General features: G+C 69.6%; 14 protein-coding genes and 1 pseudogene. 6 read left to right on the forward strand and 9 right to left on the reverse strand.

Annotated features, from left to right (window positions below; translation table 11 throughout):
• Window positions 1–17: 17 nt before the first annotated feature.
• The 5 genes from AC07FA_RS33690 to AC07FA_RS33710 form a co-directional block, all read right to left on the reverse strand.
• Window positions 18–1,052: an AfsA-related hotdog domain-containing protein gene (locus AC07FA_RS33690; protein WP_479080153.1), complete on the reverse strand. Its 1,035-nt coding sequence runs from the start codon at window positions 1,050–1,052 to the stop codon at window positions 18–20.
• Window positions 1,053–1,087: 35 nt separating this feature from the next.
• Complete coding sequence (locus AC07FA_RS33695) at window positions 1,088–2,290, reverse strand: beta-ketoacyl-[acyl-carrier-protein] synthase family protein (RefSeq protein WP_479080154.1); 1,203 nt, start codon at window positions 2,288–2,290, stop codon at window positions 1,088–1,090.
• Window positions 2,287–2,541 (reverse strand): acyl carrier protein, encoded by a 255-nt coding sequence (locus AC07FA_RS33700; RefSeq protein WP_479080155.1) that lies wholly within the window; start codon window positions 2,539–2,541, stop codon window positions 2,287–2,289. Before AC07FA_RS33700 ends, AC07FA_RS33695 begins: the two co-directional genes overlap by 4 nt.
• Before the next feature lie 386 nt (window positions 2,542–2,927).
• On the reverse strand, window positions 2,928–4,028 hold the full coding sequence (locus AC07FA_RS33705; RefSeq protein ID WP_479080156.1) for a lytic polysaccharide monooxygenase: 1,101 nt from the start codon (window positions 4,026–4,028) through the stop codon (window positions 2,928–2,930).
• A gap of 462 nt (window positions 4,029–4,490) precedes the next feature.
• Window positions 4,491–5,513, reverse strand: a complete 1,023-nt coding sequence (locus AC07FA_RS33710; RefSeq protein ID WP_479080157.1) for a LacI family DNA-binding transcriptional regulator — start codon at window positions 5,511–5,513, stop codon at window positions 4,491–4,493.
• A gap of 364 nt (window positions 5,514–5,877) precedes the next feature.
• On the opposite strand from AC07FA_RS33710, the gene AC07FA_RS33715 reads away from it, so the two are divergent.
• The 3 genes from AC07FA_RS33715 (at window position 5,878) to AC07FA_RS33725 (ending at window position 10,568) form a co-directional block, all read left to right on the forward strand.
• Window positions 5,878–8,466, forward strand: a complete 2,589-nt coding sequence (locus AC07FA_RS33715) for a glycoside hydrolase family 9 protein (protein ID WP_479080158.1) — start codon at window positions 5,878–5,880, stop codon at window positions 8,464–8,466.
• A 55-nt stretch (window positions 8,467–8,521) separates the two neighbouring features.
• On the forward strand, window positions 8,522–9,904 hold the full coding sequence (locus AC07FA_RS33720) for a cellulase family glycosylhydrolase (RefSeq protein ID WP_479080159.1): 1,383 nt from the start codon (window positions 8,522–8,524) through the stop codon (window positions 9,902–9,904).
• Window positions 9,905–10,184: 280 nt separating this feature from the next.
• Entirely contained in the window at window positions 10,185–10,568 is a 384-nt protein-coding gene (locus AC07FA_RS33725; RefSeq protein ID WP_479080160.1) for an SH3 domain-containing protein, read from the forward strand.
• Window positions 10,569–10,666: 98 nt separating this feature from the next.
• Here the strand turns inward: AC07FA_RS33725 and AC07FA_RS33730 are convergent.
• Window positions 10,667–11,092 (reverse strand): annotated as a pseudogene (locus AC07FA_RS33730) (transposase family protein); the annotation flags it as partial.
• 137 nt (window positions 11,093–11,229) lie between these two features.
• Here AC07FA_RS33730 and AC07FA_RS33735 point away from each other — a divergent pair.
• From AC07FA_RS33735 to AC07FA_RS33745, 3 genes are all read left to right on the forward strand, one after another.
• Entirely contained in the window at window positions 11,230–11,637 is a 408-nt protein-coding gene (locus AC07FA_RS33735) for a YciI family protein (RefSeq protein WP_479080161.1), read from the forward strand.
• 8 nt (window positions 11,638–11,645) lie between these two features.
• On the forward strand, window positions 11,646–12,791 hold the full coding sequence (locus AC07FA_RS33740; protein ID WP_479080166.1) for an RNA polymerase sigma factor: 1,146 nt from the start codon (window positions 11,646–11,648) through the stop codon (window positions 12,789–12,791).
• Between the two features lie 169 nt (window positions 12,792–12,960).
• The gene (locus AC07FA_RS33745; protein ID WP_479080162.1) at window positions 12,961–13,728 is read left to right on the forward strand and encodes a hypothetical protein; all 768 of its coding nucleotides are present in this window, start codon (window positions 12,961–12,963) and stop codon (window positions 13,726–13,728) included.
• Between the two features lie 47 nt (window positions 13,729–13,775).
• Here AC07FA_RS33745 and AC07FA_RS33750 read toward each other — a convergent pair whose 3' ends face one another.
• The 3 genes from AC07FA_RS33750 to AC07FA_RS33760 form a co-directional block, all read right to left on the reverse strand.
• The gene (locus tag AC07FA_RS33750) at window positions 13,776–15,590 is read right to left on the reverse strand and encodes an ABC transporter ATP-binding protein (protein WP_479080163.1); all 1,815 of its coding nucleotides are present in this window, start codon (window positions 15,588–15,590) and stop codon (window positions 13,776–13,778) included.
• A gap of 167 nt (window positions 15,591–15,757) precedes the next feature.
• Entirely contained in the window at window positions 15,758–16,177 is a 420-nt protein-coding gene (locus tag AC07FA_RS33755; RefSeq protein ID WP_479080164.1) for a hypothetical protein, read from the reverse strand.
• 99 nt (window positions 16,178–16,276) lie between these two features.
• Window positions 16,277–20,161, reverse strand: coding sequence for a GDSL-type esterase/lipase family protein (locus AC07FA_RS33760; RefSeq protein WP_479080165.1), 3,885 nt, complete (start codon window positions 20,159–20,161; stop codon window positions 16,277–16,279).
• Window positions 20,162–20,857 lie beyond the last annotated feature (696 nt).

A 20,857-nucleotide genomic window follows, 5' to 3' on the forward strand; every position in this document is an offset into this window, starting at 1 on the left:
TCGGTACGGTCCTGCGGTCAGTCAGCTGCTCTGGCGGCCGGTCCACTGTCAGCGACCAGCGTGATGTCCCCCTCCGCGATCACGGCGTCGTCCTGTACGAGCCGGACCGCGACGGTGTCGGCGCCGTCCGGTACCGCCGTGCACGTCACCGGGGCACCGAGTTCGGCGAACTGCTGGAAGTTCACGGCGCAGTCGACGGCGCCCAGCGAGCGCGCGGGAACGCCGTCCCGTCGCGCGCGGGCCGCCACCGCGCTCTGCCGCGCCCCCTCCAGCAGGAGCATGGCGGGCAGATGGTCCAGTTCGTGGTCGAAGAAGACGGGGTCGTCGAGGTCCACCACGAGGTCCGCGGTGATTCCGCCGTTCTCCTCGCGCAGGCCGCCGACGACCACGTTGCGCGGGTCGCTCCTGCCGACCTGCTCCGGCGCGGCGCGCGGCCCGCGCGTCCGGTGCGCCGCCGCGTCGGCCACCGGCGCGGCGCTGTCCCGCAGGGCACGGTAGGAGTCCGCCTTCAGCATCATCAGGGTTCCGCTGAACTCGGCCGCCGGGACGCCGTTCCGGTACAGGATCGTGGAGCTCAGCAGATGGCGGGGGGTACCGTCGGGCCACCGCTTCGCCTTCTTCACCACGAATTCGGCCAGCACCGCGGCGGAGGTGCGGGTGACCGCGACCGCCTCCCGGTTCAGCACTTCCACCCGCATGGTGCCGATGACGAACGGCCGGTCGAGCGGGACGCCCAGCAGTCGGTGCACCATCGCCTCGGAGGCCTGACGTGCCACCTCGCCGAGCAGGAGAACGTCGTAGCCGAAGTCGTGCGAGTCGTTGTAGAGCCGGTGCGTGCGCGGGAGTTGGGCCAGCGCGAAGAGCCGGCCGTCGATCTCCCGGACGTCGGTGACGAGCACCTGCTCCACGGCGTGCTTGTGCACCCAGCCGCAGGGCACCGTCCGTTCGGCCGAGAGCTGCGCTTCCGCGGCTTCGAGCCCGGTCGCGGGTACGCCGGCCTGCGGGCTCCGTTCCTGTGCCTGTGTCTGCGTCTGTGCTTGTGTCTGTGTCATGGAACTCCCTCGTCGATCGGGGGCGGCCGCCCCGGTCATGCCTGGAGCACGAGGGCCGCGTTGTGGCCGCCGAAGCCGAAGGAGGTGGAGAGCCCCACCAACGGGCCGTCGGTCCCCTCCCCGAGAGGACACGCGCGCATGAGATGACGGAGGCCGTCGAGGCGCGGGTCGGGGTCGAGCAGCCCGGCCGTGGGCGGCGCGACGCGGTGGCGCAGCGCCAGCAGCGTGGCGATCGCCTCGACCGCGCCTGCCGCGCCCAGCAGGTGGCCCACGGCCGACTTGGTGGACGAGATCGGCACCTTCGCCAGCCGGTCCCCCAGCGCCTGTGCCAGCGCGGAGGCCTCGGCCAGGTCGTTGAGTTCGGTGCCGGTGCCGTGCGCGTTGATGTACGTGACCGCGTCGCCAGAGGCCCCGGCATCCTCCAGGGCGCGCCGTACGGCCTGCGCGGCGGCGGTCCCGGCGGGTTCGGGCGCGGTCAGGTGGTGGGCGTCGGTGGTGGAGCCGTACCCGGTGATCTCGGCGAGCACCCGCGCTCCGCGCCCGGCCGCCGAGGCGGCGTCCTCCAGGACGAGCACGCCCGCGCCCTCACCCAGCAGGAAACCGTCGCGGTCGCGGGAGAACGGCACGGACGTACCGGTCGGCGAGAGCGCTCCGGCGTTCAGGAAGGCCGCTCTGATGAAGTCGGAGAGCCCTGCCTCCGCTCCCCCCACCACGGCGGCGTCCGCCTCACCGCTCCTGATGAGCCGCACTCCGGCGCCGATCGCCTGCGTACCGGCGGCGCACGCCGACATCACGCTGTAGGTCTCTCCCCTGAGACCGAACCTGATGGCGAGCTGCGCCGGTATGGAATTGGCCATCATCATGGGAACGGTGAGAGCGGAGACGTCCTGCGCGCCCTCGGTGCGCAGCACCTCCAGCTGCTGTTCGAGGCTTTCCAGACCGCCGATCCCGGTGCCGATGACGCAGCCGACGCGCTCTCCCGGATACGGCGGGGTGTCGCCCCATCCGGCCTGGTCCAGCGCTTCCTTGCCGGCCACCATGGCCAGTTGGCAGCACCGGTCCATACGGCGCCGTTCCCGGCGCGTCAGCGTCTCCTCGGGCGCGAAATCACGGCAGCGCCCCTCGCCCTCCTCGATGCCCGACTCCCCCGCGACGGCCCGGTCGTGCAGCAGTGCCGCACCGGTGCCCAGTGCCGTCACGGCACCGACACCGGTGACCACGACCCGCCGTCGGGTCACTTCAGACCCGCGGTGGCACAGATGACGTCGAGGGCTTCGCCTACGGTCTTGACGCCGTCGAGATCCTTGGGGTGCAGCCGTATCCGGAATTCCTTGTTCACGGACTGGCCGAGATCCACCATGTCGAGGGAATCTATTTCCAGATTCTCGAAGGTGGCACTCGGGTTGATGAGCTCTCTATCGGCCCCGCAGTCCACCAGGGTTTCGATGACGAATTCCTCGACCAGATCACGTGTGGCCTGCGTAGGCACAGCATCCTCCTGCTCACAAGGGCAACGGTCCGCTCCATGGAAACAGATTCGGCTAAAGGGCCGACTACACCCCGCTAAAGCGCCACTGAACCGTTAATCGATCGGATTCACGCATCGTTGCCGGCTCATCGGCGGGAGGGCGCGGGGCGCGTCAGTCCTGACCAGAGGGTCACCGTACGAGGTAAGACACGGTCATCGCCGAAATTGCGTGATCGCCGCGAACGTCTGAACGCTTCTGAGCTTTCGGTGAACCTCTGGGACTGACAGCCGAGTTGAGGCAAACGGCCCGGACCAAGGGCGTCCCGGGCCGGGCCGTAACGGAGCCTGAAGACACGAGAGCGCCGGTTCCCGCACGATGCGGGAACCGGCACTGCCTGGGTCAGCGGCTACGGGCTGACGCAGCCGATCGAGCCGACGGGGAAGTTGTTGCCGGTCGATGTCGCCGTGAACCCGAAGGTGACGCTGCCCTCCGGCGGGATGGTCCGGTTGTAGTCGAGGTTCTTGACCGTGAGCGCCCCATCGGATCCCGTGGTCAACGCACCGTTCCACACACTGCTGACCTTGGCGCCCGCGCCGGGCGTCCACCTCACGGCCCAGCCCTCGCGCGCCGTCGTGGCGTGGTTCATGACCTCGACGGAACCCTGGAAGCCGCCGTTCCAGGAGTTGGTCACGTTGTAGACGGCCATGCACCCGGAGTGCGGGTCGGTGGGCGTCGGAGTCGGAGTCGGAGTCGGAGTCGGCGTGGGTGTCGGCGTCGGAGTGCCGCCCGAGCCCCGGATGCCGGTCACCTCGCCGTTGCCGCCGTCGAAGACGACGTCGGAGCAGGAGAAGAAGTTCTCCTGGCTGTCCGAGCGCACCCACTGGATGAACATCACCGCGTCACCCGAGCGGCCCGAGGGCAGGTCCAGATTCCAGTAGTAGTGTCCGCCGTCCGTGCCCGGTGAGCCCGTCTGCGGCGGGTTGGTGACGGTCTCGACCAGCTCCAGGTCGTCCCAGCCCAGTTCGGTGCTGGGTGAGTAGCCGGGCTTGGACAGGTACACCTTGAACGAACCCGGGTGCGCCGCCCAGTTGCTGTGTTTGACCTGGATCGTCCTCCCGGACGTCAGGTGCGTCCGGGGCCAGTCGGAGCGGGCGGCGTTGTACCCGGTGAAGTTGTACGGCGACCGGTCACCGGCGCTGCACAGCTTTCCGTCCGGCACGTAACCCGCGCCCCGGCCGCCGGCGTTGGAGTCGAGTACGGCGAACCAGTTGTACAGCGCGGTCGCGCCGCTCTCGGCGAGCGCGGCCTTGCACGCGGGGTTGGTCGGGTCCAGGGCGCCGGTGCTGGTCTTGGCGTCGACCCAGCAGAGGTAGGTACGCGATCCCGGCGTCATCGTGACGCCGTGCGCCTGCGCGTTGCCCTGGCCCATTAACGTCAGGCCGATTCCGGCGAGCAGCGTCGCGAGCACCGCCGCCAGAGAGGCAAGTTGTTTCTTGCGTCGAGCCATGATGTCTCCTGTGCCTATGTGGGGATGGCTTCCGGTCGGGGTCGTTCTCTCCTGCGGTCCGTTGCGCGGCGCGGCGTCGTTCGCCAGGCGGTGGCGCGACGGGGCGAGGCGCGATGGGGCGAGGTTCGGGCTCGTGGCGGTGGCGCCTTTCCGGGTGGGGGCCGGAGGAGTGGGAAAATGCGGCGCGGGCGGGGGCGCGCGGCCCGCGTCCTGAACGTGGGAGCTGGCAGGGCGGGCGCGGAATCGGGGCTGTGCGACCGTCCCATCTATGGGAGCGCTCCCAGTAGCTGGTTCGTAGGGGACTGTAGGAGCGTCGCCGAGTCCTGACAACCCATCGGGACGAAACAGGTCGAGTGGATCTCGGAGGCGTGGGTCAGGGACGGTGCGGGGATGCGGCGGCGCACCGGTGCGCGCCGGCGGTGGCCCGGCTGTCACGGCGGCCGGCGCGGCGTACGAACAGCGTCAGGCCGACTCGCGTACCACCAGACGCGTTCGCAGGATCACATGGCGCCAGGCCACCTCCGGCTGTTCCATCTCCTCCAGCAGCAGCCGCACCATGGTCCGGCCTATCTCCTCCATCGGCTGGCGGACGGTCGTGAGCGGCGGCTCGGTCCGCTCGGCCAGCTCGAAGTCGTCGAAGCCGACCACCGCCACGTCCTGCGGTACCCGCCGCCCCGCCGCGTGCAGGGCGTCCAGTGCCCCGGCGGCCATGCTGTCCGACGCGGCGAAGACGGCGTCGACCTCCGGGTGCCGCGCGATGAGCCCGTCCATCGCCCGCCGTCCGCTGGTCTCGGTGAAGTCGCCCTGTACGACCAGGGACGGCACCACGTCGAGCCCGGCGTCGCCTAGCGCCTCCCGGTAACCGCGCAGCCTGCACTGGGCGACGTACATGTCGGGCGGGCCCGTGATCGCGGCGATGGCCTTCCGTCCGCCAGCCACCAGATGGGCGACCGCGGCCCGCGCGCCGCCCACGTTGTCCGCGTCCACGTAGGTCACCCGCTCGTCACCCGAGCGCCTGCCCAGCAGCACCGTGGGCAGCCCGGCGTCGGCGAGCATGTCCGGCAGCCGGTCCTCGGCCCGCACGGACATCAGCAGTGCTCCGTCGACCCGGCCGCCGCGCACGTACTCCACGAGCCGCTTCCGCTCGGCGTCGGTGCGCACGAGGGTGAGCAGCAGCTGCACGTCCGCCTCGGTCAGGGCGTCCCCGACCGCCCGCACGATCTCCGAGAAGAAGGGCTCCCCGAACAGCCGCCAGTCCGTCTTCGTCATCACCAGCGCGACGGCGCCCGCGCGCCGCCCGGCCAGTGAACGGGCGGCCAGATTGGGCACGTAGTCGAGTTCCTCGATGGCGCGCTGCACGGCGCGGCGCGTGGACGCCTTGACGCCCGTCGCGTTGTTGATCACCCGGGAGACCGTGCCCCGCCCCACTCCGGCAAGGGCGGCCACTTCCTCCAGCGTCGGTGTGCCGGAACTTCGCTTCAACATGTCCCACCCCCAAGAGCCCCCGATCCTACGGCCCGGCGGGTGCCCGGCCGAGGGTTCCGATGGGCCGTCAGGAAGCGCGCGGTCGCGGAGTGCCGCTGTGCGCCCCGGCCGTAGCCCCTTGGCGCCGCGGCGGCGGCGAATCCTGTCCAACGGCTTGACGGCGCGTCTCGTGACCCACGAGATTGGGAGCGCTCCCACTTCTGTTGCGCCCCCACCGGACGCAATGTCGGTGCTCCAGTCACTGCGTGCCTTTCCCCCCTCCCGTAAGGACTTCAGTGTGCCGCGACATCAGCCTCTCCCTTCCCTCCCGTCCCGTACGTTCCGCCGACCGGGCCGCTCCGGACTGGTCAGCGTGTTAGCGGGCGTGACGGCCACCGCCGGGCTGCTGGCGGTCAGCCTCGTCGCACCCGCCGGTGCGGCCGAACCCGTCGATGAAGCCTCCGAGGCACTCGAGGTCATCGTCAACGGGGACTTCTCCGCGGGCACCGCCCCCTGGTGGTCGACGGCCAACAGCCCCGTCGCCGTCTCGGACGGACGCCTCTGCGCCGACGTCCCCGCGGGCACGGCCAACCCGTGGGACGCCATCGTCGGGCAGAACGGGCTCGCACTCACCGCCGGCGAGGGATACATCCTGAGCTACACGGCGACCTCCACCGTGCCGGTCACCATCCGCACAAACGTGCAGATGGCGACCGAACCGTGGAGCACGGAACTCTCCACCGCGCAGCCGGTCGGCACCACCGCCGAACGCGTCACCGAGACCTTCACCGCCGGAGCCGACCACGAGGCCGCCCAACTCGCCTTCCAGATCGGGGGCAGCGCCCAGGCGTTCACCTTCTGCGTCGACGACGTATCGCTGCGGGGCGGCACCGCGCCGCCGCCGTACGAACCGGACACCGGGTCCCCGGTCCGGGTCAACCAGGTCGGATACCTCACCCACGGCCCCAAGGGCGGAACCGTCGTCACCGACGTGACCGACGAGCTGCCCTGGACGCTCGACTCGGCGGACGGGACACGCCTGGCCGGGGGCACCACCACTCCGGCGGGCGTGGACACCGCCTCGCGGCGACACGTCCACACCTTCGACTTCAGCGCGGTGACCACCGCCGGGGAGGGGTACACCGTCACGGTCGCGGGAGAGAGGAGTGAGCCCTTCGCCATCGGCGACGACCTCTACGACTCACTGCGCACTGACGCGCTCGCGTACTTCTACCACAACCGCAGCGGCATCGAGATCGACGCGGACATCGTGGGCGAGCAGTACGCGCGGCCGGCCGGTCATGTGGGAGTGAGCCCCAATCAGGGCGACAACGACGTGCCCTGCCAGCCCGGCGTATGCGACTACCGCCTGGACGCGGCGGGCGGCTGGTACGACGCCGGTGACCACGGCAAGTACGTCGTCAACGGTGGCATCTCCGTCGCCCAGTTGATGTCCACCTTCGAGCGGACCCTGACCGAGGAGACGGCGGACGCCGGGCCACTCGGTGACGGCGCGCTCCGGCTGCCCGAGCACGGGAACGCGACTCCCGACATCCTCGACGAGGCCCGCTGGGAGCTGGAGTTCCTCATGAGGATGCAGGTGCCCGCAGGGGAGCCGCTGGCCGGCATGGCCCATCACAAGCTGCACGACAAGGCGTGGACCGGACTGCCGACCCGGCCGGACCGTGACCCCCAGCCCCGGGAACTGCACCCGCCGACCACGGCGGCCACCCTCAACCTGGCGGCCACCGCGGCCCAGTGCGCCCGCCTCTTCCGGGTCTACGACGCGGACTTCGCCGCCCGGTGCGGGGAAGCCGCGCGGACGGCATGGACGGCGGCAAAGGCCCACCCGGACATCCTCGCCGATCCCCAGGACGGCACGGGTGGCGGCGCCTACAGCGACAACGACGTGCGCGACGAGTTCTACTGGGCGGCGGCGGAACTCTTCCTCACCACCGGCGAGGACGCGTATCTCCAGGAAGTCCTGCGCTCCCCGCTCCACGGCGACACCGACGCCGTCTTCCCGCGCGGCGGCATGTCCTGGGGGTCGGTCGCCGGTCTCGGCGCCCTGAACCTCGCGGCCGTGCCGAGCAAGCTCTCCACCGACCTGCTCGCCACGGTGCGGGGCATGGTGACCGAAGCCGCCGACGGGTACGCGGCCGACTCGGCCGGGGGCGCGTACGGCCTTCCGTACGCGCCCGACAACGGGCACTTCGTGTGGGGTTCGAACAGCCAGGTGGCCAACAACATGGTCGTCCTGGGCTCGGCGCACGACCTGACCGGAAAGACCGCCTACCGTGACGCCGTACTGCGCGGACTGGACTACCTGCTGGGCCGCAACGCGCTGAACCAGTCCTACGTCACCGGATACGGCGAGCGGGACTCGCACAACCAGCACCACCGGTTCTGGGCCGACCAGCTCGACCCGGCCCTGCCGAACCCCGCACCCGGCTCCCTGGCCGGTGGTCCGAACGCCTCCATCCAGGACCCGGTCGCGCAGGCCAAGCTGAAGGGCTGCGCACCGGCGATGTGCTACATCGACGACATCGAGTCCTGGGCCACGAACGAGATCACCATCAACTGGAACGCCCCGCTCGCCTGGGTCGCGTCCTACGTGGACGATCTGGGCAGCGGCGCGCCCGTGAAGACGCGGTGCGAGGTCACGTACACCTCGCAGCGCTGGAGCGGCGGCTTCACCACGCAGGTCGTGGTGAAGAACACCGGTCCCCAGCCCGTCCAGCCCTGGCGGCTCGACTGGACGTTCGCCGACCAGCAGCGGGTGACCGACACCTGGGGCGCCGCCATCCGGCAGGCCGGCCCGAGGGTCACCGCGGAGGCCCTGAGCTGGAATGCCACGCTCGCGCCCGGCGGCACCGTGCGGTTCGGCTTCAACGGCCGGCCCACCGGTCTCGTGCACGACCCTCAGGTCTTCAGGCTGAACGACCAGGTCTGCGGGACGGCCTCGCGACGATGAGCGGCCGGCTTCCCCCGTGTCGTTCCCACTCCGTACTCGTACCAGGAGGAATGCCGTGAAACGCTTTTTGGCCTTACTGGCGACCGGCGCGACGGTCCTCGGCCTCTCGGCCCTGTCCAGTCCCCCGGCGATGGCCGCCACCGGATGCAAGGTCGACTACACGGTCACCAGCCAGTGGCAGGGTGGCTTCCAGGCCGGAGTGAAGGTCACCAACCTGGGTGAACCCGTCAACGGATGGACGTTGAAGTTCACGATGCCCGACGCGGGGCAGAAGGTCGTCCAGGGCTGGAACGCCACCTGGTCCCAGTCCGGTTCCACGGCCGCCGCCGTCAACCTCGACTGGAACCGCACACTGGCCACCGGCGCGTCGGCCGATCTGGGGATGGTGGGTTCCTTCACGGGCGCCAACCCGAAGCCCACGGCGTTCACGCTCAACGGCGTCGCCTGTACGGGCTCCGTAGAAGAGCCCCCGCCCGTCGACCCGCCCGTCCCGGGCACCGGCACCCCCGTGGACATCAACGGAAAGCTCCACGTCTGTGGCGTGCACCTGTGCAACCAGTACAACCGACCCGTACAGCTGCGGGGGATGAGCACGCACGGCATCCAGTGGTTCAGCAAGTGCTACAACGCCGCGTCCGTGGACGCGCTGGCCAAGGACTGGAAGTCTGACCTGCTGCGCGTCGCCATGTACGTGCAGGAGAGCGGTTACGAGACCGACCCGGCGGGCTTCACCAGCCGTGTGAACAGCCTCGTCGACATGGCCGAGGCGCGCGGCATGTACGCGCTGATCGATTTCCACACCCTGACGCCCGGTGACCCGAACTACAACCTGGAGCGCGCGAAGACGTTCTTCGCGTCCGTCGCGGCCCGCAACGCGGACAAGAAGCACGTGATCTACGAGATCGCCAACGAGCCCAACGGCGTGAGCTGGACGGCCATCAAGAGCTACGCCGAGCAGGTCATCCCGGTGATCCGGGCCGCCGACCCGGACGCCGTCGTCATCGTCGGCACCCGTGGCTGGTCCTCGCTGGGAGTCTCGGACGGCTCCAACGAGAGCGAGGTCGTCAACAACCCCGTCAATGCCGCCAACATCATGTACGCGTTCCACTTCTACGCCGCGAGCCACAAGGACTCCTACCGCGCCACGCTGAGCCGGGCGGCCTCGAAGCTACCGCTGTTCGTCACCGAGTTCGGCACGGTGAGCGCCACCGGCGGGGGAGCGATGGACCGGGCGAGCACCACTGCCTGGCTGGACCTGCTCGACCAGTTCAAGATCGGCTACGCGAACTGGACCTACTCCGACGCCAATGAGAGCAGCGCGGCGTTCAAGCCCGGCACCTGCAACGGCAGCGACTACAGCAGCGGCGGCGTGCTGACCGAATCGGGTGCGCTGCTCAAGAGCCGCATCAGCACCCCCGACAGCTTCCCCACCAGTTGAGCGGCTGACCGCTGACCGCTGACCAGGGACGGGGTTCGGGCGCACCGCCGGAGCCCCGTCCGTTCTTCCGCAGCGTCTTACGGACTCCCCAACCGGAACGGGCCACTCCCCCCGTTCCGGTTGGGGAGTTCTCGTGTTTCAGGCGGCTGATTTCGCCTGATGGCGCTAACGTCGTGCGCGGCTCCGGTGTCTTTGAGCGGTGACACGGCTCGGCCGGCCCGGGCTGCTCCTACGTACGTGTTCCGCACCCAGAACCGACGACGCAAGGGGAATCGATTCCATGACCGTCACAGCAGCACGCCGCACCATGTCACCGCGTCGCTCCGCCGCCCGCACGGCGGCCGTGGCGGCCCTGTCCGCCGCCGCGCTCCTCGGCGGCGGTCTCACAGCCCAGGCCGCCGCACTCGCCCGCACGACGGGCGCGGCCGTGGAGCTCGCGCCGGCCGCTGTGCTCGCCACCCAGTGCTACTACAGGGTCAACGCCAGCGGCGGTCTGCTGGTCCGCAGCGGTCCCGGCACCAGCTACCCGGTCGTCGGGTCCTACCCCAACGGCTCCACGATCCTCGCGTCGGCATCCACCACCAACGGCTTCCGCAAGGTGGGCACCAACCGCTGGGTCTCCGCGGCGTACCTCGTCCGCATCACCAGCTATCCCTGCGAGTGACAGGGACCCGCGCCGAGGACACCGTTCCCCAGCCCTTCAACGGGCCGGCGGCCTGTCCGCTGCCTCCGACCGGCCTCCGAACTCATCACTGAGCTTCTTCAGCGTTGCAGCTCCAGTGTGAGGCGGCCTTGGCGATTGACGTCATGCGGTGGGGACTGCATCGGGACCTGCGGAAGATCCGCAGGACTTCAGGTGGGCGACGCCGCGTTCGACGGGTGCCCGTGTGGCGGCCAGGGCACGGTTGCGGGTCTTCTCAGTGGGGGTCCGCAGATGCGGATGATCCGGTGGGTGCGGGCGGCGGTCAGGTCGTGAGTGCGGCCCGGCAGGGCGGGCGAGAGTCACAGCAGCCGGCCGCCGGGATCGGTGACGACCTGCACGTTCACGCCGTGGCGCCGGTGCTTGTGGGAGTGGTCGGCCCGGCCGTCGCCGACCCGGTCGCACTCGGCGTGGGTTCCGTCGAGCAGGACGAAGTCGGGATCATGCTCGCGCAGCGTCCTCAGCAGACCCGGCGCACGCGCGGCGAGCCCGGGCCGGGCGGGCCGGCTCGTCCGGCTGACCGGGCCGGGTTCGCGGATGGGGATGTCGAGAACCCGTGTCCGGCTCCGTCCCCGCAGTGAACGCGGCCAGAATGGGTCGCACCAGCACACCGAGGAGAACCACGATGGCCAAGTACCTGCTGCTCAAGCACTACCGCGGCGCCCCGGCATCGGTCAACGACGTGCCCATGGGCGAGTGGACGCCGGAGGAGATCTCGGCCCACGTGCAGTACATGAACGACTTCGCGGCCCGGCTCGAGGAGACCGGTGAGTTCGTCGGCAGCCAGGCGCTCGCCCCCGAGGGGACGTTCGTGCGGTACGACGGCGAGGGCCGCGCGCCGGTCACCGACGGCCCGTTCGCCGAGACCAAGGACCTCATCGCCGGCTGGATGGTGATCGACGTCGACAGCTACGAGCGTGCCATCGAGCTGGCCGGGGAACTGTCGGCCGCCCCCGGGGCGGGCGGGAAGCCGATCCACGAGTGGCTCGAAGTGCGGCCGTTCCTGACCGCGGCGCACACCATCACGGAGTGACCTCACAGGTGAACGAGGTCCTGCTCCGGAGCCTCACACCGAGCGTGCTCGGTATCCTCGTCCGCCGCGGAGCCGACTTCGCGGCGGCCGAGGACGCCGTCCAGGACGCGCTGGTCGAGGCGGTCCGCGTCTGGCCGGCCGACCCTCCGCGGGACCCGAAGGGCTGGCTGGTCACCGTAGCCTGGCGCAAGTTCCTCGACGCGACCCGGGCGGACACCTCACGTCGCCGGCGCGAGGACCTCGTCGACGAGGAGCCCGCGCCCGGGCCCGCGTCCGCGGTGGACGACACGCTCCAGCTCTACTTCCTGTGTGCCCACCCTTCGCTGACGCCGTCGTCCGCGGTCGCGCTCACGCTGCGCGCCGTGGGCGGGCTGACCACCCGCCAGATCGCCCAGGCGTACCTGGTACCCGAGGCGACCATGGCGCAGCGCATCAGCCGGGCCAAGCGCACTGTCTCCGCCGTGAGGTTCGACCGGCCGGGCGACGTCGCCACCGTGCTGCGCGTCCTCTACCTGGTCTTCAACGAGGGCTACTCCGGCGACGTCGACCTCGTCGCGGAGGCCATCCGGCTCACCCGGCAGCTCGCCGCCGCGATCGACCACCCCGAGGTGGCGGGGCTGCTCGCCCTCATGCTGCTCCACCACGCCCGGCGCGCCTCCCGGACCACGCCCGAGGGCAGCCTGGTGCCGCTCGCCGAGCAGGACCGCGGCCGGTGGGACACCGAGTCGATCGCGGAGGGCGTGGAGATTCTGCAGGCGGCCCTCGCCCGCGACCGGCTGGGCGAGTTCCAGGCCCAGGCCGCCATCGCGGCACTCCACGCCGACGCGCCCACCGCCGAGGAGACCGACTGGGTGCAGATCGTCGAGTGGTACGACGAGCTCGCGCTCCTGACCGACAGCCCGGTCGTGCGGCTCAACCGCGCGGTGGCCGTCGGCGAGGCCGACGGACCGCGTGCCGGCCTGGCGGCGCTCGGGGAACTGGACGACTCGCTGCCCCGCCACGCCGCGGTGGCGGCGTACCTCCACGAGCGGGACGGGGACCTCGCGACGGCGGCACGGCTGTACGCCGAGGCGGCCCGGAAGGCACCCGATCTCGCCGAGCGCGACCATCTGATACGCCAGGCCGCCCGGCTGAACGCCCGCCGCTCCCGCTGACCGGTCACCTCGGGGCGAGTCACCCGGGGCTCGTCCGGGAGGACCGGAAAAGCCCCGGGCGCGGCGACGGCCCGTCGTGTCGTGGAGACTTGGAAGCTGGGGGCGAGAGACTCACGTCCTGCTGGAGCAGCTGCGGACGCACCAGACCAAGGCCGACGAGGAGGACACCATGAGCACCGCCGAGACGGACAGGCACCCGCTGGACTCCGCCAGCGTCATGAACGCGAAGAAGACCCTCTTGGAGCTTCTGGGCCGCGCGGGAGTGTTCCGGGGCGAGGCCGAAGAGCTGATCGCGCTCGTCGAGGCCGGTGCGATCGCGGACGCGCACAGCGAGGCCGGGAAGGCGGAGCGCGTCCCGGACGAGCACGGGGGGCCGTACGGCATCGGCTGGCACGACGGCGCCCGGGCCGTCGGTGACGAGCTCCTGCGCATCGCCGAGCGCGCCCTTGAGCGCGCCATCGGCCCGGCGACGTCCGGCTCGGGGGACACCGTTCAAGGCCATCACGTCGGGAGGGTGGACGTGGAGCGTGCGAAGGTCGCCGTGATGCCGCTCTATCTCGCCTTCAGTGACGCCTCGGACCTCGACCCCGAGGAGTCGGGCGAGGTCCTCACGGCGGTACTCGGCACGATGAGCGTCGTGGGGCGGGTCGGGTACGCGGGACAACTGGAGCAGTTCACCGAGTCCCACCGTGAGCGGCTGACTCGGTTGTACGCCCAGTACGGGCCCCGCAGCCGCATCGCCGTCCACAGCCGCTACTCCCTCCTCCACTCCCCCACGAGCATCGCCGTACTCGAACGTCTCACCGCCGCTCCGTCAGCGCTCCGGGCGGAATGGGAGCACGCGGAACTGCCCCCGGCCTGGCTGGAAGGACTCGCGACCGCTTGGCGCTCCTCGGAAGCGCCGCCGGGCGGCGCCTCGCAAGCGCCGCCGGGCTGACGCCCTCCCCCGCGGCTCCGTCGGTTCCGCGGCTCCGGCCGTCCGGTTCAGGCCAGGTCGGCCCGCGCGGGGGTTTCGTTCAGGAAGCCACCTGACTGGTGCTGCCACAACTTCGCGTAGGCGCCCTCCGCTGCGAGCAGTTGGTGGTGCGTGCCCTGTTCGACGATCCGCCCGCGGTCCAGGACGACGAGCCGGTCCATGGTGGCGACGGTGCTGAGCCGATGGGCCACCACCAGTGCCGTCCGCCCCTCCATGAGGTGCCACAACGCCTTCTGGACGAGGACCTCGCTCTCGGAGTCCAGGGCGCTGGTCGCCTCGTCGAGCAGCAGGATGGGCGCGTCGCGCAGAATCGCCCGGGCGAGGGCGACCCGCTGGCGCTGTCCGCCGGACAGCTTGACGCCCCGCTCCCCCACCATGGTGTCGAAGCCGTCCGTCAGCCCGTCGGCGAACTCCGTGACATGGGCGGCATCCGCCGCGCGGCGGATCTCGGCGTCGGTGGCGTCGGGCCGGGCGAACGCGATGTTGTCCCGCAGCGTGCGGTGGAACATCGCCGGGTCCTGCGGTACGTACGCGATCAGGCTGCGCAGATCGGCCTGGCGCAGCTTGCTGATGTCCTGCCCGCCGATCAGGATCCGGCCGGCGTCGATGTCCGTCATCCGCAGCAGCAGTCGGCTGAGCGTGGTCTTCCCGCCGCCGGACCGGCCGACGAGCCCGATCTTCGCGCCACTGCTCACGTCGAGGTCCAGGCACTCGAAGAGCGGCTTCCCGCCCGCGTGGGCGAAGGTCACCTGCTCGAAGCGGACGTCGGCCGCCTTGGACGACAGCGGCTCCGGCGACGCCGGGTCGAGCACGGTCGGCTGTGTCAGCAGCAGTTCGGTGAACTGCGCGGCCTCCGTCATCGAGCTTTCCAGGCGGCGGTAGATCTGGTTGAACTCGAACATGATCCGCGTCGCGTTGGTGTAGTACGTGAAGGCGACGACGACCGCCTCCACGCCGTGCCCGCCCCCGCCGAGCGTGACCGCGAGCAGCAGGCCCATGGCGTTGGTCAGCACGGACATCGGAGCGACCAGCGTGTCGATGCGCAGATTCCCGTAGTCCCAGGACCGGAGCGTGAGGCGCCGCGACTCCGCGACGCGCGACCGGTGCTCGGCGGCCTCGCGTGCCTCGGCGCCGAACGCCCGGACCGTGTCCATGTTCATCAGGCTGTCGGCGACGTGGCCCGACACCTTGGCGATCGCCTCTTCGCGCTGGTCGACGAGTGCCTGGCGGCGGCGGATGAGGGGCATCACACACAGCGCGGTCAGTGCGATCATCGCCAGGAGACCTACGACCAGGAGTGGTTCGTAACTCCACAGCACGATCGACCCGAACAGCAGCGGCACGAAGCTGCCCACGACCGAGAAGGTCAGGGTGTCGACGCACTCCTCGAAGCGGGAGGCGAAACTCAGGACTCTCTTGGTCAGCGACCCGGCGAAGTTGTCGTGGAAGAACGTGGCGTCCTTGGCGAACAGCTCGTCCATGCCGATCACGTACAGGTGCTCGATGCCCCGCGCGTCGAGGCGGTTCAGGAAGTGCAGGCCGATGCGCCACAGCGCCTCCGCGAGCAGCAGGACACCGGCGAAGCCGAGCACGTAGGGCATCATCGAACCGAGCGTGGTGTCCCCGCCGTCGGCGATGTGGCCGACGAGCTTGGCGACGATCAGCGGGGCGATGTAGTTGATGCCGATGTTGCCCAGCGCCGGCGACAGCATGGCGGGCGCCGTCAGCCACCGGAGCCGGACCAGCTCCCGTCCGTAGTAACGCAAGGCCAGGAGCACCGACCCCTTGCCCGGTGGTTCCCTGTGTGCTTCGGACAATCCCATTTCCACCCCGTGTGGTCGTGCGGCGAGCCCGCTCACGCGTCTCCGGGGAGGCGCCGTGCCCACGCGCGTACGAGAGGTCAGGAAGCACAGTGTCCTGCGACGGCGTCCAGGCGGTCCACGCGTTTTTCTCGGCCAACGGCAACACCGTGATCGCGTCAGCCTCCGCGTCACGCCAGACCGCCCCCGGCGGTTCCCCGGCCGCGTCGGCTTCCGGGCCCGATGCCTGCCAACGCCGTACCGAGAAGGACGTACGCGATGAGGGCGGGGACCGGCATGTGGCCGCCCTCGCGGTCGATGTCGTCGATGAAGTACCCGGAGAGCATGATCCAGGCGAACCCGCCGGCGAGAACGAGGAGGGTGTTGCCGGATTCCCGCATCAGGCGCATCCCGGCCCACAGCAGGAGCGGCATGAGGGCCCAGGAGGCGGCTGTGGTGAGGAGGAACTCGACCGTTCCGGCGAACATCGTGTCGCCGCTGCTCGATTCGGAATCCCGGGCCCACCCGTAGCCGGCGGACATGAGGGTGTGGCAGGCAGCGGTGGCGACGACGACCGCGAGAGCTCCTTTGGCGTGACGTACGTGCTTCATGTGCAGGACCCTTCCCTGGACACGCCGGTGGGCCCCAACAGGTTCGTTGGGGCCCACCGGCCATGTGTGGACGATGACTACCGAGTGGTGCGCCCGAAGTTACTTCAGGGCGCGCTCCAGAGCGTTGGCGTAGAGCCGGGCGCCCGTGATCTTCGGGTGGAACGACTTCATCGAGGGCTGCGGTGAGGCGTTGTCCGCCTCGGCGTAGCCGCTGAGGACGATCCCGTTGATCGACTCGGGGTCACCACAGATCGCCTTGCCCGCGAAGTCAGGCTCGGGGTCGACGAACGTGGCCCCCACCGACGCGGCGGCGGCGCCCATCTCCTTGGCCAGGTGAGTGGCGACCACGTCGTTCAGCCACGGCGCCTCCTCGGTGCCGATGCCCGGGATGCAACCCCCGCTTCCGGTGAGGAGCTTGGGGTAGCCGACGAGCACGATCTTGGCCGAGGGAGCACGGGTCTTGATCTGGCTGAGGACCTTGACGATACGCGGCTTGGTCTGCTCAGTGATCCACTTCGGAATGAAGTCCTTGAGCGGGCCGGTCATTTCACCGGTCTTGTTCCCCGTGTCCGGGTCCCGCTTCTCGAACTCGGCGTCCTGACAGAGTTTCAGGCCCGCCTTGTAGATGCACTCCTCGATCACATCGGTGAACAGGGAGTCATTGCCGCCGATGGCGATGGTGACGAGATCCGTGTTCTTGTCGAGGTAGCCGAGATCCATCTGCGGAAGCTGATTTTCCTGTTTGGAGCCGCCTGTCCAGATGTTGAACGTCCGGGCGCCCGAACAGGCGAGGAAGCTCAGATCGACATCCCCGTAGGTGTCGGAGATCTCACCGATGGATTTCGTCTTGCCCGGCAGGGTCGCCTGACGGATCCAGGCGTACTTGGAGCGGTGGCACTTGTTGACCACCTGTTCCTTGCCGATGTCCTCCTTGTAGTCCGACTCGCGGAAGTAGTCCTTTCCGTCCCCGGCGTCGGCGCCTTCACCGGAGGCGAAGGAGTCGCCCATGGCGACGACCTGCGTGGGCTTGGCGGCCAGCTTCTGGAAAGCGACGGCGTCCCAGGCGATGTCCACCCCCACTCCCTCTTCGGTGATGTTGGAAAGGGCGACCGACGCGGTTCCGGTGAAGTTGAAGACGCCGAGCGAACGCCACTCGTTGCTCCGGATGCGCTGCGGCGAGACACGGAACGGAGCAGTGCCGGCGTCGCTGCCCGACACGGTGTACTTGGCCTGCTGGGACCTGGCTGCCACGTTCGGCATGTGGACCAGAACACGGGTCCAGCCCTTGACGGTGCTGGCGGCGGTCCAGGTGCCCGTGACCTTCAGACGCGGAGCCTCGGCAGAGGCCGCCTTGTGGGTAGTGGCGAACCAGACGTGGTTTCCGTATCCCACGCCGAGCTGATGGGTGTCCATCTTGGCGGAAGGCGAGGCGAAGTCGAACTTGAACGATCCCGACGACTGCGCGGTGTCCGAGCATCGCCTGAAATCGGCGCCCGCGATGCGCTGGCCGGTGTTCACGTTGTCCACGATCGGCGTGCCGATCGGGAGTCCGGAGTTGCACCGGGGCGGGTGCGAGTTGCCGTCCGCCTCTTCCGGATAGGTGTTGTTGAAGCGGAAGAGCTCGAATCCGCACTGCGAGCTCTCGCACCGCTTCCACTCGACCTTGCCGTTCCACCAGCACTTCCAGTCCGTACGCTGGCACGGGCCGAGCTGGGGGGAGTCGTTCGACGCGCCTTCCTTGATCTTCGACGGGTCGCACTCGTTGGAGCTGTTGCAGAACAGGTTGACCGGCGGCTTGGCCATGGTGCGGTAGATGGGCTCGGTCCACCATGCGGGCCGGTAGCCGTGGACGAGCTTGCCCGGCTCCTCAAGGGCCTCCAGCGGGCGCGCGGCCCAGCCGATGACCTTCTCCGGGTAGGGCCAGAACTGCGGGTTGGCGGCGTGCGAGTAGTCGTCCCCGCCGAGCGCGTTCTCCAGGAACGGGGTGCGGTTGGGCTTGTAGGTGGGGTTGGCGGGGTTGTTGGCCCAGCCCACGCCCCACTTGCCGCCGTTCGTGCCCGCGGCCGCCTTGGGGTAGAAGCCGGAGTTGTAGGCCCACAGGGCGAAGAACCAGTTCTCGATACCCTTCGGGTCACCGTTGTTGACGGTGAGGCCGTCGTTGCGGGTCTGGTTCCACTTCTCGGCGAGGATGTTCACGCCTGCCGCGACGTTCGCGGTGTAGTCCAGCGCGACAGCCTCCTGGTACAGGCGCGGCTTGGACGGCCGGATCTCCCCGTCCTCGTACGGCTTGTTGGGCAGCCGCATGCCGTCGGTCACCTGGGTGATCCCGTAACCGCAGTCCGCGGCCTTCCAGTTGATGGCCCAGGGGTCATTGACCTGGCCGTGCTCATCGTGCTTGAGACCGTAGTAATTGCCGATGAGGCTGTTGGCGGTGGTGCCCGGTGCGGCGAAGCGGGTGGCCTGCCACATGTTGGACTCCTGGGCGGTGATGCCGAGGAACACCTGTGCCGGGATACGCCCGCCGCCGGCGAGGGGAGTGAGGCCGCCGACCAGGGACTGGGGCGTGTAGGCACCCATGCCCATGTTCTTCCAGTTGGCGGGCCGGGACACATGACCGTCCATGGTGCCTTCGATGGCACGGTCCACGGCCCACTCGACCTGGCGCGGCTTCGGCTGGAACGCCTGCTTCTGCGGGTTGCCCCGCTCCACGGAACAGGTGCGCTCCGACTCCGGCTCGGCGATGTTCAGCATCGTCGTCACCTTGCCGCTGCCCGCACTGCTACCACTCCCGGCGGGAACGGTGCCGAGGGCCGGCGAGCGGTCCTGTCCCTGAGCCGTGTCACGACTGACCGGGGAGGCGGCCGGGTTGGCCTCGAAGACGGGAGTGCTGCCGGAGGGCAGGTGCCGCATCTCGATACGGGCCGTGCGCGCCGTGTCGTACTCCGAGGCGCGGATACGGGTGTCCTTGCCGTCGGCCCACGCGACGTTCACGAAGGCGCGGGCCTTGGTGGAGACAGTGGCGTCCTTGTCGAGCCCGCCCGGGTTCCGCACGTTCTTGGGAAGGGCACCGAGGCTCTTGGCTCCACCGGTGATGACGGCGGTTCCGTCGGCGGCGCGGACGAGGTCGAGACCGGTGAGGCTGCCCTCGGCGACGGTCCGGGCCTTTGCTCCCTTGCTCCTGAGCTGCCCGCCGGTCAGGTACTTGACCTTGGACGTCTGGCCCGCGGACGCGGCCTCGACGGCGGTGCCGGGCTTCACGCCCTTGGCGGCCCTGGCCGCCTTGGCACCGCTCCGGTGATCCAGGAAGGCGAGGCCGCCGTCCTTCGTCACGGACAGGTTGAAGGGGGTGTTGTCCGTACGAGTGATCAGCTTGGACTTGCCGTCCGCGCCGATCCGTACGATCGCGTTGCCTTGCGCGGCGGCGATACCCTTGCGGGTCGGAACGGCGGAGGTGATCTGCCCCTTCACCGTGACCGGGGTACCCGTCTTGCCTGTACGGGCGTCGACGGTGATGAGACGCGTCTCGTTCTTGCTCGATGTTCTCTCATCGGTGAACTGCGACAGAACGGCCTGCTCGCCGTCGCCGCAGCCGGGCGAGAAGTAGGCGAGGCTCGCCTGGTACGGCAGCTTGGTGACCTTGCCCGTGTTCAGGTCGACGGCGGCCGTGAACGCGCCCCGGGCCATCATGTCGGGCTTGTTGGTGAAGGTACGGGGCGCGTAGGCGACGACGGCCCGGTCACCCGAGGCGGTGACGCAGGCGTTGCCGATCCAGGTGTCGGTGTCGAAGAAGCCCGGCTCGATGAGGGTCGCGGCGGTCTTCCAACGGTAGCCGTCGGCCTCGTCGGCGGTCATCAGGTGGAAGCCGGTGGCGTCACCGATGGTGGTCCAGGCGGTATCGGACGACTTGGTATAGCCGGCGCCGAGGACCTCGCTGCGTTCCTTGGCCGGAACACGGTCCTTGTGACCCTCCTTGTCCGCGCGCACGCGGGCAGCGGAGGGGTCGGACCAGCCTTCGGCCGCATTGGGAGGTGGCGACGGTTGTTGCTGTACGGATTGCGCCTGCGTCACGGAACCTACGGATATCGCGGTGACGACGGCACAACTGACCGCAAGACGAACAGACTTTAATCTGTTGGCCCGTTTCAAGATGTTGCCTCCATATATATGGGATGGGGCATCGGAATGTTCGAGCGTGGCCACAACGGAGACCCAGCTCGCCCCACGCGCGCAGGAGAGGGAACGAGAGAATTAGCGCCCGGAAAGGGTGGGTCGGGGCACTGGACCACGGATGAGAAGCTGACCGCGGACGGCCTTCACGACAAAGACGGCAGGCCTGACCGGCAAGCAGTTCTCATCGGATGCGGCACCGGCCGACACGCTTCATAGCCCTTTTTGGACATGCGGAATGACCCCCCTGATCCCCCGTGCGCGAGGAAGCGTCAGGAATCCTGGACGCCTCTCGGTTGATCCACAAAGTATTCACACAGGAATGCGGTGTCTGTGATCCACGACACAAGGACGGATCGCGACTGATTCTTTGGCCTGAACCAGTTCACAGCACGGCCCTGTTCGCATCCCGCCCCAGGGCGGGGGGGGGGGAAAAAAGGGGGGGGGGGGGGGGGGGCGGGGGGGGGGGGGGGGGGGGGGGGGGGGAGGGGGGGGGGGGGGGGGGGGGGGGGG

The organism is Streptomyces sp. NPDC045968 (assembly GCF_056430475.1).

What these genes read in the sequence shown, in the direction of transcription:
- AC07FA_RS33690 (WP_479080153.1), bottom strand. Translation starts at nt 1,052, where the DNA reads ATGACACAGACACAAGCACAGACGCAGACACAGGCACAGGAACGGAGC.
- AC07FA_RS33705 (WP_479080156.1), bottom strand. Translation starts at nt 4,028, where the DNA reads ATGGCTCGACGCAAGAAACAACTTGCCTCTCTGGCGGCGGTGCTCGCG.
- AC07FA_RS33710 (WP_479080157.1), bottom strand. Translation starts at nt 5,513, where the DNA reads ATGTTGAAGCGAAGTTCCGGCACACCGACGCTGGAGGAAGTGGCCGCC.
- AC07FA_RS33725 (WP_479080160.1), top strand. Translation starts at nt 10,185, where the DNA reads ATGACCGTCACAGCAGCACGCCGCACCATGTCACCGCGTCGCTCCGCC.
- AC07FA_RS33735 (WP_479080161.1), top strand. Translation starts at nt 11,230, where the DNA reads ATGGCCAAGTACCTGCTGCTCAAGCACTACCGCGGCGCCCCGGCATCG.
- AC07FA_RS33745 (WP_479080162.1), top strand. Translation starts at nt 12,961, where the DNA reads ATGAGCACCGCCGAGACGGACAGGCACCCGCTGGACTCCGCCAGCGTC.
- AC07FA_RS33750 (WP_479080163.1), bottom strand. Translation starts at nt 15,590, where the DNA reads ATGGGATTGTCCGAAGCACACAGGGAACCACCGGGCAAGGGGTCGGTG.
- AC07FA_RS33755 (WP_479080164.1), bottom strand. Translation starts at nt 16,177, where the DNA reads ATGAAGCACGTACGTCACGCCAAAGGAGCTCTCGCGGTCGTCGTCGCC.